A 14,281-nucleotide genomic window follows, 5' to 3' on the forward strand; every position below is an offset into this window, starting at 1 on the left:
CCGGCACGCCTTGTGCGCCGTGCGTGGTAAACGTCGGGTAAAGGGCATCCGTTTTCGGAGAATGCGCGATGCCCCCGCATCGCAACGCTTGTCAGCCCGCGAACGACCTGATAAGCGCCCGCCCTCGCCTTGGTTCGCAGGAACCAACGCCATGCCGCTTTAGCTCAGTTGGTAGAGCATCGCATTCGTAATGCGGGGGTCACAGGTTCGAGTCCTGTAAGCGGCACCATACATTTTTTTGTAAATGTCGGATTTTGTGTCCCGCCGTGGTGTTGGCTTCACCGCCTTAAGCTTGAACTCCCCGCCGACCTTCCGTCGTTGCATCATCACCGTCCGGCTCCAAAAACACCTTATCTCGGTGTCCACGAAACCGGGTGTAGTTGGCGGGCTCTCGCTCGGGCAGCGCGCTGTAATGGTGCCGCTGACTCGGATGCGCTCTGATCCCGGTGATATCCCCAATGCCCGAGCGCGCGTATACTATAAGCCAGCGCGCATCAGGAGGTGGCCTGATGATTTCGGAAGCCACGCCGGTCTTACGGCAGGGCTATGGCTATGCCGACGCGCCGGGCATCTACGACGACATCCAGATCGCCGGATAGCGGGCGGTCACCGATGCCGTCCGTGCCTGGGGTGGTCAGATCGTGATGCAACTGTCGCATCTCGACCGTCAGTCGCACCCTGATATCCAACTCAACGGCTATCCGCCCGATCAATGCCTGCAGGATGGCCCAATCAGCGCAGCGACGATGTCCTCCCTCACCGGGGAGGATCAGGCCCGCGCCCGCTGCCGCGCCTTCAACTGCGCCCGCCATCCCCGCCCGCGCCACCACATGATGATCCCCGTCACCGCCAGAATTGCCGGTAGCAGGCCGCCCAGGAAGATCACGATCTGCCACAGCAGCCCCATCTGGGTGCCGTCGTGGATGCGGCGCATCGTGCGCGCGAGCGGTTCGGGTGCCGCGCGCGCAATTTCGGCCATGCCATCGGCATCATGGACCGCAACACCCGTGGCGTCGCGCACGAACGCGACCTTCCACATCGGTTTCTGATCGCTCGGCCAGTCGATTTTGGCGACCGCACCGGCATGCGCGGCGCGCGCGCTGCGGAGTACGGCATCGAGCGCGTGCTGCGGCTGCGCGAGCGGCACCGGTCGGCCCCCCTTAGGCCCCGTCCGCATGGCATTGGGGCCACCGCCAAAGACTTGCGGGAAGGCGATCCACGCCCCCGTCAGCGACAGCACGAACAGCGGCAGCGCGATCCAGAAGCCGAGCAAATGGTGCAGATTGGTGTCGGCGTTGCGGTGCCGCCGCCAGCGCAAACCGCGCACCCAACGCCCGACCGTCGGCCACCACAACCACAGCCCCGATACGCACGACAGCAGCATCGCAACGCCGATCCAGCCGACCACTTGCCGCCCGACGCCGGGAATCAGCAGCGATCCGTGGATCATGTGCAACGTGCGGATCAGGCCCCCACTGTTATTGGCGACATCGAGCACATGCGCGCTCGCCGGATCGATCCAGACCGTGATCCGCGCAGGCGGCCCTTGCACCCCTTGCCGGCTGCTTGCCGGGCTGGCGGAGACGACCACGGGTTCGCCGGGCGCGTCTGGTAAGGTTAGCGAAGCGATCGCGTCACCGGGTTGAAGCACCACACGCGCCGCAGCAATGTAACGCTGTGGGGCCAGCGTCCCATTGCCACTGGTCGCATAGCGTTGCGGATTCAGTGCATGGTCCAGTGCATCATCCCACACCAGCGCAGCCCCAGTGAGCGACAGCGGGATGATCAGGATCGCCAGAATCAGGCCGATCCATTTATGCACTTGGAACCAGGCGTTGCGCAGACCGATCTTGCTCATCACACCTCCGCCCACTGGCGCAACAAATTATGGTAGACGCCGGTCAGCCGGACGATTTCGCTATCCCCCTGCCCCAGCCGCGCGCCGACCGACTGGATCGCGGTGTCGAGATCGAGCAGCGTGGCGCGCGCTTCGGTGTTGCGGATCATCGACTGGATCCAGAAGAAGCTCGCCACGCGCACGCCGCGCGTCACCGGCGCGACATGGTGCAGGCTGGACGCGGGATAGAGCACCATCTGCCCGGCGGGCAGCTTCACGCGCTGTTCGCCAAACTGCATCTGGATGACGAGTTCGCCACCGTCATAACTGTCGGGATCGGCGAGGAAGAGCGTCGCCGACAAATCGCTGCGAATCCGAAAATCGCTGCCGCGCCGGATGCGGATCGCGGTGTCGACATGCGCGCCAAAGCCGTCGCCTTGCGCATAGCGGTTGAACAATGGCGGAAACACCTTGAGCGGCAATGCGGCGGCCACGAACAAGGGCGAGGCGGCAAGCGCATCGAGCACCATCGCCCCGCCGCGCCGCGCCGCGTCCGAATCCTCGGGCAATTGCGCATTGTGCTTGGCCAGTGCCGATTGATTGCCAGACGTATCGTTGCCGTCGATCCACGGCGCGGCATCGATCAGTGCGCGCACTTCCGCAACTTGGGCAGCGGTTAACAGATCTGGAATGACGGTCAGCATGCTGCAGCAGTCCTGAGCGCCTGAACGCCGCGCTTGCGCAGCGCGGGGATTTCGGAGGTCGCCAGCCACGCCGCCGCTTTCTCGACAAAGGCCGGGGTCGCGGTCGCGCCCGCGCGGCGGAGCCAGCTCAGCGCCTCCTCGATCGCGCCCTTGGTCGCCAGCATCCGGGCATGGTTGAACGCGCCGCGGAAATCGCCGCCCTGCGCCGCGCGAGCATAGCAGGTTGCCGCCTTGGCGAGGTCGCGCGGGACCACCCAGCCGTCTTCATGAAAGCTGCCGACGAAATTGATCGCCTTGGCATTGCCGAGCGCCGCCGCCTTGCAGAACCATTCCAGCGCCAGCGGCTTGTCCTCGGCCACGCCCTGCCCGAGCGCCAGCAAGGTCGCGTAATTGTACATGCCCCAATCGAGCCCGCGTTCGGCGGCGATGCGGTAACAGGCGGCGGCCCGTTGCTTGTCCGGGGCGGTGCCCCAGCCAAGGTCGTAGCACCGCCCGACCATGTTGATCGCCATCAGGTGATGCTGCGCGGCCGCCTTGATGAACCAGCCGAGCGCGGCCGGCGCATCCTGCGCGACACCCGCGCCATCGAGCAGCACTTGACCGTAGAGCGCCTGCGCCTCGGCCACGCCTTCCTCCGCACACGCGCGCAGGAAGGCGGCGCGCTCTTCCGGCGATCCCGCCAGCCGCGCGGCGATCTCCGCTTCCGACAGCGCGATCAAAACGCCACCTTCACCGTGCCGAACACGGTGCGGCCGGGCGCGATCGACGCATAATGGCTGGTGTAGGTCTGCGTGAAATAGACCTTGTCGGTCAGGTTCTGCGCGTTGACCGACAGTTCCAGCCGGTCGTTCAGCTTGAAGCGCGCCTGCGCGTCGAAGCGCCAATAGCTGGGAATGCCGCGCGTAAGGATCTTGGTCGCGGGGTTGACCGTAATCACGCCCGCACTGGTCTGCGTCGCGGTGCGATTGTCGGCGTACCCGCCATTCTGCTTGTCCATATAATAGGCACCGCCGCCGAGCGAGAAGCGCTTGGTCAGCTCAACATTGGTCGACAGAGTGAAACTGTTGCGCGCGGTCTGCGGCACATCCTTGCCGGTGTTGACCGAGGGCACCTGCACTGTCGTCGCCTTCGCCGCGCCGTTCGCGGCGACCGTCAGCGCGGTATAGCCACCATCGACGATCTTGGCGTCGAGGAAGGTATAGCCGCCAAACACCGTCCAGCCCGGCAGCACAGTACCGCTGGCGGTGAGTTCGACACCCCGGATGCGCGTCGAGCCGAGATAGGCGATATTGTTATTGGCGTCGGTCACGCGGGCATTGGCGATGTCGGTCTGGAACACCGCGAGGCCCAGCGCCAGCTTTTCGCCAAACAAGCTGGCCTTCGCGCCGACTTCATACGATTTGGTCTTTTGCACCTTCAATGAATCGAGCACGTTCGCGGTGGCCGAGGTGGTTGGCAGCGCATTGTCCTCACGGCCCTCGCCCAGCAGGCTGTTGGGCGGCGTCGCTGCGGTGGCATAGCTGGCGTAGAGGCTGGTTTCCTTGGTCGGCTTGAACACCAGCCCCGCCTGCCAATTGAACAGCTCGTCGGTGCGGGAGAAGCGGAACGACGTGGTCGCATTGGCCGCCTGACCCGGCGTAATCCGCGAAGTGAAGCGGTCATAGCGCGCGCCGACGTTCAGGATCAGCGACGGCAGCAGCGTGATCGAATCGAAGCCGTAAAGCGCCTGGGTCTCGGCGTCGTTCTGCGTCTCTTCCAGCGGCAGCGAGCGCACGATCGGCGACGCTGTGGACGACGTGTCGCTGGCGTAATTCACCCAGGGGTCGTTCGGATTGGCCGAGAAGATGCTCGCGCAATAATAACGCGCAACGGTTGCGGTGTTGCAGCGCGGGGAGATGGTCGAGCCGTTGGACAGGATCTCGACCCCGCTGGAATTGAGATAGCCGCGCGTGACATAGGTGCCGCGCCGCGCCTTTTCCCACGACACTTCGGCACCAACCGCAAAATCATGCTTGATCGCGCCGGTGTTGAAGCTGCCCGACAGATCGAGCTGGTCGATGATGCTTTCGGTATAGCTGTAACGCGTATTCGAGCGCCGCCACACCTGCCCGCTGCCATAGACGTTTCCAGTAGAATCGTCGGGCAGGGTGTAAATATAGGCCTGGCTGTCGTGGCTGAAACGCGCGGTGTTGCGCAGCGTTACCCCGCCAAAATCATGCTCGACCCGCACCGTCGCCTGGTCGGTGGTGCTATCGCGGAAATCGCGGCTGGTGAGGCCGTAAAAGGTCGAGCGCGCGACATAGCCGGTCTGGCCGGTGGCGGTGGTGATTTGCCCCAACGCCGGTTCGGTGCGGATCGCGCCCGTCCCCGGCGCATTGGCGATCGTGTAGAGATAGGGAATGCCGCTGTCGGGCAATTCGTGGCTTTCGAGGCGATAATATCCAACAGTCAACCGCGTCGGCGTGCCAAGCCCGATCGTGAAGCTGGGGGCGACACCCCAGCGCCGTTGATAGATGGCGTCGCGTCCGGCGACATCCTGATCGTGCCACAGGCCTTCGATCCGGAAGGCGGCGGTATCGCTGAGCTTGAGGTTCAGATCGCCAACGATGCGCTTATAGTCGGCATTGCCATAGCTGCCCGCAATCGAGCCAAAGGTGCGCGCCTGTGGCAGCTTGGTCAGGATATTGATTGTCCCGCCCGCGCTGCCGCGCCCGCCGAGCGTAGAATCCGATCCGCGCACGATCTGCACCGAATCGATCGCGAACACTTCGCGCGTCTGCGAGGCAAGGTCGCGCACGCCATCGACATAAATCGACCCCTGACTGTCAAAGCCGCGTATGAAGGGGCGGTCACCAATCGGGTTGCCGCCCTCCGCCGCGCCGAAGGTGATGCCGGGGACCGTGCGGAGCGCATCCTGCAAGGTGGTCGAACCGGTTTGTTCGATCACCGACTTATCGAGCACCACGATCGACTTGGGCGTGTCCACGATCGGCGCGACCAATTTGGGGTCAGCGGGGCGACGTTCGTGGATGCCGTTGACGATGATATCGGCCTTGCGATCCGGGTCCTCATCGTTGGCGGGCGGCGGAGCGACGTCATTGGCAAAGGCCGGGAAACTGGCAAACGCCCCGACACAGGACAAAGCGAGATAAGCGGGCTTGCGAACGGCGTGTGACAAAGTGTGATCCCCTTGAAGATGGAGATCGGCTATTGCGAGTCACTCGCATTGTCAACGCTATTGCGATTTATTCGCATTTTTGCGCTGCCAGCACCCAGCTTCGCAAAGCGCTGGCGAGGTTGGGGGGATCGTCCGCCAGGATGCGCACGGAATCGATTTGCGCGATCAACGCGTTGAGCGGCAGCAGGCGCATTTCCGCCTGCGCCTCCAGCGCACGCCAGAAGATCGGTTCCAGACTGATCGAGGTTGGGTGTCCGGCAATGGTTACCGAGCGCTTGACCGGGCCGATAAACCCGCCCGGCGGCGCTTCAACCACGCCCTCGCCCCATCGGGGCATCGAACAGGGCGGCGATCTGCTCGATGATCGTGCCCCCTAGCTGTTCCGCATCCATGATCGTCACCGCGCGCGCATAATAACGCGTCACGTCATGGCCAATACCGATCGCCGCGAGTTCGACCGGCGACTTGGCTTCGATCCAGCCGATCACCTGCCGCAAATGGCGTTCGAGATAGCTGCCCGAATTGACGCTCAGCGTCGAATCGTCGACTGGCGCGCCGTCCGAAATCACCATCAAGATCTTGCGTTCCTCGGGCCGCGCAATGATGCGCGAATGCGCCCAGAGCAGCGCCTCGCCATCGATATTTTCCTTCAGCAATCCCTCGCGCATCATCAGCCCAAGCGAGGTGCGCGCGCGCCGCCATGGCTCGTCGGCCTTTTTGTAGACGATGTGGCGCACGTCGTTGAGCCGCCCCGGCTGCGGCGGCCGCCCGGCGGCGAGCCAGGTCTCGCGCGATTGCCCACCCTTCCACGCGCGCGTGGTGAAGCCGAGGATCTCGGTCTTGACCCCGCACCGCTCCAGCGTGCGCGCCAGAATATCGGCGCTGATCGCCGCGATCGAGATCGGGCGGCCGCGCATCGAGCCGGAATTGTCGATCAGCAGCGTCACCACCGTGTCGCGGAAATCGGTTTCGCGCTCGACCTTGTAGCTGAGCGACAGCGTCGGGTTGACCACGATCCGCGCCAGGCGCGCCGCATCGAGAATGCCCTCTTCCTGGTCGAAATCCCAACTGCGGTTCTGCTGCGCCATCAAGCGGCGTTGCAGGCGGTTGGCGAGCTTGGTCACCGCCCCCTGCAAATGCACCAATTGCTGGTCGAGATAGGAACGCAGCCGCGTCAGTTCATCGGCATCGCACAGGTCGGTCGCGGCGATGACTTCGTCATAGGCGGTGGTCCAGGCTTTATATTCGAATTGCGGCGCGAAATCCGCAAACGGTCGGTTGGGGCGAACCGGGAGCATCCCCTCCTCGCCTTCGTCGCCTGGCTCGCCGTCCATATCGTCGAACGACTCGTCGCTTTGCTCGGTACCTTCGCCCTCTTCGCTGTCCGAATCCTGCTCGGACCCGCGCGCCTCGATTTCGCCCTGGCCCTGCTCGCCTTCGTCCTCGCCTTCGTCGCCCTGATCGTCCTGCTGCTCTTCGGTCCCTTCGTCCTCGGAACCGCCTTCTTCGGATTCGTCGGGGATCATGTCCCCTTCGATCAATTCAAGATCTTCGAGCAGCTTGGTGGTCAGGCTGGCAAAGGCGCGCTGATCGTCGATCGCGAGGCCCAGCGCATCGAGGTCGCGCCCCGCTTTCTGCTCGATCCAGTCGCGCACCAGGTCCAGCCCCGGCGCGGTAGCTTCGAGCGGCGGCGCACCGGTCAACCGCTCGCGCACCATCAGCCCGAGCGCGGTCGACAGCGGCACCTCGTCGCGCGTGCGCGCGCGTGTGATCGGGTCGGCGCGCAACCGCGTTTCCAGCGCAACGTCGAGATTGGCGGCGATCCCGGCATAGCCGCGCCCGCCGAGCGCCTCGACTCGCGCGCCCTCGACCGCGTCGAACACCGCACGCGCCACCGCCTCATGCGGGGCAATCCGGCCGTGCAGCGCGGTATCGTGATAGCGCAGCCGCAGCGCGAAACCGTCGGCGAAGCCCCGCGCCTCGGCCACTTGCTCTTCCGGCAGCGTGCGCGCGGGCATTGGCACCTTGATGTGCTTCCCCGACTGGCTCGGCGAATCGGCGGTGAAAGCGAGCTCGATCTCGGGCTCATGCGCAACCGCGCGCGCTGCGCCGCCCAGCACGGCCTTGAAACGATCGAGGGGGGTCTCAGTAGGCACGGCTCAGCTCCGACGACACGCTATGCCTGCGGACAAAAAGGGCAAGACGATGGATCATGGCGTCCCTGCTACCAGATTGCGGCGCGTCGGAAAGCGGGGATGTTCCGATACTATCCTTCGATCCTCGGCAGGCCAGATGCAGCGGCGGCATCCCTGCGACCGCGCAGGTAGCCCTCAATCGTGCTGACCCGGTCGCGCAGCGCGACATGGCTATCCGCCAACCGCGTCAGGCCGTCGCTGAGCGCGGCCAGTTTTTTCTCCAGCCCATCCATGCGCTCTTGATAGGTCAAAACGGCCTTGATGAGCCCGAATGCCTTTTCGCTCGTGCTCACGCGGGGTCGCCTGCCAAGGCGCGATCGATCGCCGCGCAGGCGCGGTCGATCGATTCATTCATCGCGTCCAACTGGCGGTTCCACTTCGCCAGCCTGATTTCAAGCTCCGGCAGCACCAGGGCGAGCGCCTCGTCATAACTGTCCGATTCGCTTTGCCGTCCAGCAAGGTATCGGGTCGAAGCCTCACGCAGGACATGCCCAACAGATTTCCCGGCACCGGACGCATAAGAGTCCAGTGCCGCCTTATTCTCAGGCGTGGTCAGGAAGGTGACACGTTCGGTCCGCATCGAGGCGCTCCTTATCATGTCCTTATAAGGTTTTCGTGCGCCTGCGACAAGCAGCCTTCACAACGGGATGTTGTCGTGCTTCTTCCACGGGTTCTCCAACTGCTTGCCACGCAGCTTGCGCAGTCCCAAAGCGATCCGGCGGCGGGTCGAGTGCGGCTGGATCACTTCGTCGATAAAGCCCTTGCTCGCCGCCACGAACGGGTTGGCGAAGCGTGCTTCATACTGTGCGGTCTGCTCGGCAATCTCCTCGGGCGTGCGGCCGCGGAAGATGATCTCGACCGCGCCCTTCGCGCCCATCACCGCGATTTCGGCGGTCGGCCAGGCGTAATTGAGGTCCCCGCGCAGATGCTTCGACGCCATCACGTCATACGCCCCGCCATAGGCTTTGCGTGTGATCACGGTGATCTTCGGCACGGTCGCTTCGGCATAAGCGAACAGCAGCTTCGCGCCGTGCTTGATGATGCCGTTCAGTTCCTGCGCGGTGCCCGGCAGGAAGCCCGGCACGTCGACAAAGGTCACGATCGGGATTTCGAAGGCATCGCAGAAGCGCACGAACCGAGCCGCCTTTTTGGACGAATTGATGTCCAGGCACCCGGCCAGCACCATCGGCTGGTTGGCGACGAAGCCGACCGTGCGCCCTTCGATCCGCCCGAAACCGGTGATGATGTTGCCGGCATGGGTCGGCTGCACCTCGAAGAAATCGCCTTCATCGACGGTCTTTCGGATCAGCTCGTGCATATCATAGGGCTGGTTGGCGGACGCCGGCACCAGCGTGTCGAGCGATTCCTCGATCCGGTCCCACGCATCCGACGATGGCCGCTCGGGTGCGCCTTCGCGGTTCGACGCGGGCAGGAAATCGATAAAGTCGCGCGCCGCCAGCAACGCCTCAATATCGTTTTCAAACGCGACATCGGCCACGCCCGACTTGGTCGTGTGCGTCACCGCGCCGCCCAATTCCTCCTGCGTGACGATTTCGTTGGTAACCGTCTTCACCACATCAGGGCCGGTGACGAACATGTAGGACGAATCCTTCACCATGAAGATGAAGTCGGTCATCGCCGGGGAATAGACCGCGCCGCCCGCGCACGGCCCCATGATCAGGCTGATCTGCGGCACCACCCCACTCGCCAGCACGTTGCGCTGGAACACCTCGGCATAACCGCCAAGCGAAGCGACGCCTTCCTGAATGCGCGCACCGCCCGAATCGTTGAGGCCAATCACCGGCGCACCGACCTTCAGCGCCATGTCCATGATCTTGCAGATTTTCTGTGCATGGCGTTCCGACAGCGACCCACCGAACACGGTGAAATCCTGGCTGAACACGAACACCAACCGCCCGTTGATCGTGCCCGATCCGGTGACCACGCCGTCGCCCGGAATCTTCTGCTCGGCCATGCCGAAATCGACGCAATTATGCTCGACATACATATCAAGCTCTTCGAACGAGCCTTCGTCGAGCAGCACATCGAGCCGCTCGCGCGCGGTCAGCTTGCCCTTGGCATGTTGTGCAGCGATGCGTTTCTCACCGCCGCCCAGGCGAGCGGCTTCACGTTTACGTTCCAGTTCGGCGATGGTCGAAGACATGATCACTCCCTAAAACTCTTTGCAGCGTCTTTTCGCGGTTTGGCGACGGAACGCAAGCCATGCACCCTTGCCAAGCACCAGCAGGGAACGGCAAATGCGCGCGCATAGGAGACCAAGATGCCCGAGCAGGAGCTTTACCCCGTCCCACCCGAATGGGCTGCGCGCGCGCGCATCGACGCGGACGGCTATGACCTGCTCTATGGCCGCAGCCTGGCCGATCCCGGCAGCTTCTGGCTCGATCAGGCCAAGCGGCTCGACTGGATCAAGCGGCCCGAGATCGCGGGCGACTGGTCGTTCGACAAGGCCGATTTCCACATCCGCTGGTTCGCCGACGGCAAATTGAACGTCGCCGCCAATTGCCTCGACCGGCATCTGGCAAAGCGCGGTGGCGACACGGCGTTGATCTGGGAGCCGGACGAACCGAGCGAGCAGCCCCGCCGCTTCACCTATGCCGAGCTCCACCAGGAAGTGAGCGTCTTCGCCAATGTGCTGAAGGCGCAAGGCGTAACCAAGGGCGACCGCGTCACCATCTATTTGCCGATGATCCCCGAGGCCGCGTTCGCGGTGCTCGCGTGCGCGCGGATCGGCGCGATCCATTCGGTCGTGTTCGCCGGTTTCTCGCCCGAAGCGCTCGCCGGGCGGATCGAGGATTGCGGCTCGACCATCGTCATCACAGCCGACGAAGGCCGCCGCGGCGGCAAGCGCGTACCGCTCAAGGCCAATGTCGACGCCGCCGCCGCGCACGCGCCCGGCCTGAAGACTGTCCTCGTGGTGGCCGCCACGGGTGCCGAAGTGCCATTCGATGGCGCGCGCGACCGCTGGTATCACGAAGCCCGCGGGGGCGTGTCCGCCACCTGCCCGCCCGAGCCAATGGGTGCCGAGGACCCGCTGTTCATCCTCTACACCTCAGGCAGCACCGGCCAGCCCAAGGGCGTGATGCACACCAGCGGCGGCTATCTACTGTGGGCCAGCCTGACCCACGAATTGTGCTTCGATTATCGCCCTGGCGATGTGTGGTGGTGCGCCGCCGATATCGGCTGGGTGACCGGGCACAGCTATATCCTGTACGGCCCGCTCGCCAATGGCGCGACGACGCTGATGTTCGAAGGCGTGCCCAATTGGCCCGACGCCAGCCGCATCTGGCAAGTGGTCGATCGCCACAAGGTCCACACGATCTTCACCGCCCCCACGGCGCTGCGCGCGCTGATGAAGGATGGCGACGATTTCGTGGCCCGGACCGATCGCAGCTCGCTCAAGCTGCTCGGCACCGTCGGCGAACCGATCAACCCCGAAGCATGGCGCTGGTATCATGAGGTCGTCGGCGGCGGACGCTGCCCGATCATCGACACCTGGTGGCAGACCGAAACCGGCGGCGCGATGATCGCCCCCATGCCCGGTGCGACCGCGCTGAAACCCGGCTCCGCGACCAAGCCGATGCCCGGCGTCGACCCGCAACTGGTCAACCCCGACGGGCAGATTCTGAGCGGCGCGACCGAGGGCAATCTCGTCATCGCGCGGAGCTGGCCGGGCCAGATGCGCGGCGTGTGGGGCGATCGCGAGCGCTTCTTCCAGACCTATTTCACCACCTATCCCGGCAAATATACGACGGGTGACGGCGCGCGCCGCGATGCCGATGGCTATTGGTGGATCACCGGCCGGGTCGATGACGTGATCAACGTTTCGGGCCACCGCATGGGCACCGCCGAGGTGGAAAGCGCACTGGTGCTGCACCCCGAAGTGGCCGAGGCCGCCGTCGTCGGGATGCCGCACGACATCAAGGGACAGGGCATTTACGCCTATGTCACGCTCAATTCGGGGCATGCCCCGTCCGAGGCGCTACGCAAGGACTTGATCGGCTGGGTCCGCAAGGAAATCGGCCCGATCGCAGCACCCGACAAGCTGCAATTCGCACCGGGCCTGCCCAAGACGCGCTCGGGCAAGATCATGCGGCGCATCCTGCGCAAGATCGCCGAGGGCGACGTGTCGAGCCTGGGCGATACCAGCACGCTCGCCGACCCCTCTGTGGTCGATGATCTGGTGGCCAACCGCGTGGCCTGACGCGCGCAGGCACGTGTTGCGGAGCCCCCACCCCACTGTTATGGTCAAGCATAACACAGGTTTTAGGGGGCTCCTTCATGCGTACATCCACCTTCGCCCGGCTCGCCGCCGCGGCCGCCATCGTCGCGCTCGCGGCACCCACGCTTGCCAAGGATGCCAAAAGCGGGCCGCGTTACGGCACCTTCGGCGTCGATCTCACGACGCAGAACAAGGCGATCAAGCCCGGCGACGATTTCTGGACCTTCGCCAATGGCGCTTGGGACAAGCGCACGCAGATCGCCGCCGATCGCACCTCGGCCGGCTATTGGGTGGTGATCAGCGACGAAGCCGAACAACACGTCCGCGACATCCTGACCGACCTTGCCGCCAATCCCGCCAGCTTTGGCGCATCGGGCAAGCAGATCGGCGATCTCTATGCGAGTTGGATGGACCAGGCCGCAATCGATGCGCATGGCACCGCGCCACTCCAGCCCTATCTCGCCAAGATCGCCGCCGTACAGGACAAGGCCGCGCTGCAAACGCTGTTCGCCAGCGTCGGCTATGCCTCGCCGGTCGAGCTTGGCCAATTGCCCAATCCGTCCGACCCGACCCGCTACGTCGCTGCCGCCAGCCAGGGCGGGCTCGGCATGGGCGGGCGCGATTACTACCTGCTCGAAGGCGCGAAATATGACGGCTTCCGCAAGGCGTATCGCGACTATGTCATCCAGATGCAGACGCTGGCGGGCATTCCCGATGCCGCGACCAAGGCCGACGCGATCATCGCGCTCGAAACCGCGATGGCCAAGGAGCAATGGAGCCCCGAGCGCCAGCGCAATCTGATGGAAATGTTCAAGCCGATGGACCGCGCGGGCATGAAAGCGCTCGCGCCGCAATTCGACTGGGACTTGATGCTGAAGACCGCCGGGCTCGACAGCATCCCGACCGTCATCATGGCGACCAGCACCGCGCTGACCGCCAATGGCAAATTGCTCGATTCGGTGCCGCTGCAGACGTGGAAGGACTGGGTCGCGTTCCGCTTCGTCAGCGATCACGCGCAATTCCTGCCCAAGGCGTTCGACGAAGCGAGCTTCGCCTTTTACGGCAAGACGCTGCGCGACCAGCCGACCCAGCGCGACCGCTGGAAGCGCGGTGTTGCCCTCGTCAACGGTGCCTTGGGTGAGGCGGTCGGCCAGATCTACGTCGCGCGCTATTTCCCGCCCGAGAGCGAAGCCAAAATGGGCGAGTTGATCGGCGATCTGCGCGGCGCGCTGGGCGAGCGGCTCCAGGCGAATAGCTGGATGGACGCCAAGACCAAGGCTGCGGCCCTGGCCAAGCTCGACAAGTTCGACCCGCGCATCGGCCACCCGGTCAAATATATCGACTATGCCAGCCTCAAGGTGGATCGCGGCGATCTGCTCGGCAATGCGATGCGCAGCGGCGAGTTCCAGCACCAGCTTGATCTCGACCGACTGACCAAGCCCGTCGATCGCAGCCTGTGGGACATGACCCCGCAGACGGTGAACGCCTATTACAATCCGCTCTCGAACCAGATCACCTTCCCCGCCGCCATCCTGCAGCCGCCCTTCTTCGATCCGAAGGCCGATGCTGCGGTCAATTACGGCGCGATCGGCGCGGTGATCGGGCATGAGATCGGCCATGGTTTCGACGATCAGGGCAGCCTGTTCGACGGCACCGGCAAGATCAGCAACTGGTGGACGCCCGAATCCAAAAAGGCCTTCACCGCGCGCACCGCCGTGCTCGGCAAGCAATATGACGGCTATGAACCGATCCCCGGCACGCACATCAAGGGCTCGCTCACCATGGGCGAGAATATCGGCGATCTCGGTGGCGTGGAAATGGCCTATGCCGCCTATCAGCGCTATCAGGCCAAGCACGGCAAGCCACCGGTGATCGGCGGGCTGACCGGCGACCAGCGCTTCTTCCTCGCCTGGGCGCAAGTCTGGCAGGAAAAGGACCGCGAAGGCGCGCTGCGCCAGCAATTGCTGACCAATGCGCACAGCCCGGCCTTCTTCCGCGTCAATGGCGTCGTCCGCAACGTCGATGCCTGGTACACCGCCTTTAACGTGAAGCCCGGGGACAAACTGTACCTCGCCCCCGCCGACCGGGTGCACATCTGGTAAGGCGGGCCGCGGCTGGATGTTGGCA

General features: G+C 64.4%; 11 protein-coding genes and 1 tRNA gene. 3 read left to right on the forward strand and 9 right to left on the reverse strand.

All coding sequences use genetic code 11. The annotated features are described in order from the left end of the window. Window positions 1-153: 153 nt before the first annotated feature. Window positions 154-229, forward strand: a tRNA-Thr gene (locus tag H4W01_RS14660). A gap of 540 nt (window positions 230-769) precedes the next feature. Here H4W01_RS14660 and H4W01_RS14670 read toward each other — a convergent pair. The 9 genes from H4W01_RS14670 to H4W01_RS14710 all read right to left on the reverse strand — a co-directional run bounded on the left by H4W01_RS14670 (window position 770) and on the right by H4W01_RS14710 (window position 10,078). Next, complete coding sequence (locus tag H4W01_RS14670; protein ID WP_209612009.1) at window positions 770-1,858, reverse strand: PepSY-associated TM helix domain-containing protein; 1,089 nt, start codon at window positions 1,856-1,858, stop codon at window positions 770-772. Continuing rightward, entirely contained in the window at window positions 1,858-2,541 is a 684-nt protein-coding gene (locus H4W01_RS14675; protein ID WP_209612012.1) for a Fe2+-dependent dioxygenase, read from the reverse strand. The genes H4W01_RS14670 and H4W01_RS14675 overlap by 1 nt, the downstream gene beginning before the upstream one ends. Next, window positions 2,535-3,260, reverse strand: a complete 726-nt coding sequence (locus H4W01_RS14680; protein ID WP_209612014.1) for a tetratricopeptide repeat protein — start codon at window positions 3,258-3,260, stop codon at window positions 2,535-2,537. Before H4W01_RS14680 ends, H4W01_RS14675 begins: the two co-directional genes overlap by 7 nt. Beyond that, a complete protein-coding gene (locus tag H4W01_RS14685) occupies window positions 3,257-5,719 on the reverse strand; it encodes a TonB-dependent receptor (RefSeq protein WP_209612016.1) in 2,463 nt (820 codons plus the stop codon). Before H4W01_RS14685 ends, H4W01_RS14680 begins: the two co-directional genes overlap by 4 nt. Window positions 5,720-5,786: 67 nt before the next feature. After that, window positions 5,787-6,056 (reverse strand): ribbon-helix-helix domain-containing protein, encoded by a 270-nt coding sequence (locus H4W01_RS14690; RefSeq protein WP_209612018.1) that lies wholly within the window; start codon window positions 6,054-6,056, stop codon window positions 5,787-5,789. Continuing rightward, window positions 6,028-7,875, reverse strand: a complete 1,848-nt coding sequence (gene cobT, locus H4W01_RS14695) for a cobaltochelatase subunit CobT (protein ID WP_209612020.1) — start codon at window positions 7,873-7,875, stop codon at window positions 6,028-6,030. Before cobT ends, H4W01_RS14690 begins: the two co-directional genes overlap by 29 nt. Before the next feature lie 110 nt (window positions 7,876-7,985). Further along, window positions 7,986-8,207, reverse strand: coding sequence for a hypothetical protein (locus H4W01_RS14700; protein WP_209612022.1), 222 nt, complete (start codon window positions 8,205-8,207; stop codon window positions 7,986-7,988). Next, on the reverse strand, window positions 8,204-8,494 hold the full coding sequence (locus H4W01_RS14705) for a hypothetical protein (protein WP_209613538.1): 291 nt from the start codon (window positions 8,492-8,494) through the stop codon (window positions 8,204-8,206). The genes H4W01_RS14700 and H4W01_RS14705 overlap by 4 nt, the downstream gene beginning before the upstream one ends. A 57-nt stretch (window positions 8,495-8,551) precedes the next feature. Beyond that, a complete protein-coding gene (locus tag H4W01_RS14710) occupies window positions 8,552-10,078 on the reverse strand; it encodes an acyl-CoA carboxylase subunit beta (RefSeq protein WP_010404551.1) in 1,527 nt (508 codons plus the stop codon). 117 nt (window positions 10,079-10,195) lie between these two features. Here H4W01_RS14710 and acs point away from each other — a divergent pair, with 117 nt between their 5' ends. After that, window positions 10,196-12,136, forward strand: a complete 1,941-nt coding sequence (acs, locus tag H4W01_RS14715; RefSeq protein ID WP_209612025.1) for an acetate--CoA ligase — start codon at window positions 10,196-10,198, stop codon at window positions 12,134-12,136. Between the two features lie 77 nt (window positions 12,137-12,213). Next, window positions 12,214-14,256: a M13 family metallopeptidase gene (locus H4W01_RS14720; RefSeq protein ID WP_209612027.1), complete on the forward strand. Its 2,043-nt coding sequence runs from the start codon at window positions 12,214-12,216 to the stop codon at window positions 14,254-14,256. The last annotated feature ends 25 nt before the right edge of the window (window positions 14,257-14,281 follow it).

The sequence above is a fragment of the Sphingomonas sp. PL20 genome, assembly GCF_017875905.1.
GTDB classification, from domain to species: Bacteria; Pseudomonadota; Alphaproteobacteria; order Sphingomonadales; family Sphingomonadaceae; genus Sphingomonas; species Sphingomonas echinoides.

What these genes read in the sequence shown, in the direction of transcription:
- H4W01_RS14670 (WP_209612009.1), bottom strand. Translation starts at nt 1,858, where the DNA reads ATGAGCAAGATCGGTCTGCGCAACGCCTGGTTCCAAGTGCATAAATGG.
- H4W01_RS14675 (WP_209612012.1), bottom strand. Translation starts at nt 2,541, where the DNA reads ATGCTGACCGTCATTCCAGATCTGTTAACCGCTGCCCAAGTTGCGGAA.
- H4W01_RS14690 (WP_209612018.1), bottom strand. Translation starts at nt 6,056, where the DNA reads ATGCCCCGATGGGGCGAGGGCGTGGTTGAAGCGCCGCCGGGCGGGTTT.
- H4W01_RS14705 (WP_209613538.1), bottom strand. Translation starts at nt 8,494, where the DNA reads ATGCGGACCGAACGTGTCACCTTCCTGACCACGCCTGAGAATAAGGCG.
- H4W01_RS14710 (WP_010404551.1), bottom strand. Translation starts at nt 10,078, where the DNA reads ATGTCTTCGACCATCGCCGAACTGGAACGTAAACGTGAAGCCGCTCGC.
- acs (WP_209612025.1), top strand. Translation starts at nt 10,196, where the DNA reads ATGCCCGAGCAGGAGCTTTACCCCGTCCCACCCGAATGGGCTGCGCGC.
- H4W01_RS14720 (WP_209612027.1), top strand. Translation starts at nt 12,214, where the DNA reads ATGCGTACATCCACCTTCGCCCGGCTCGCCGCCGCGGCCGCCATCGTC.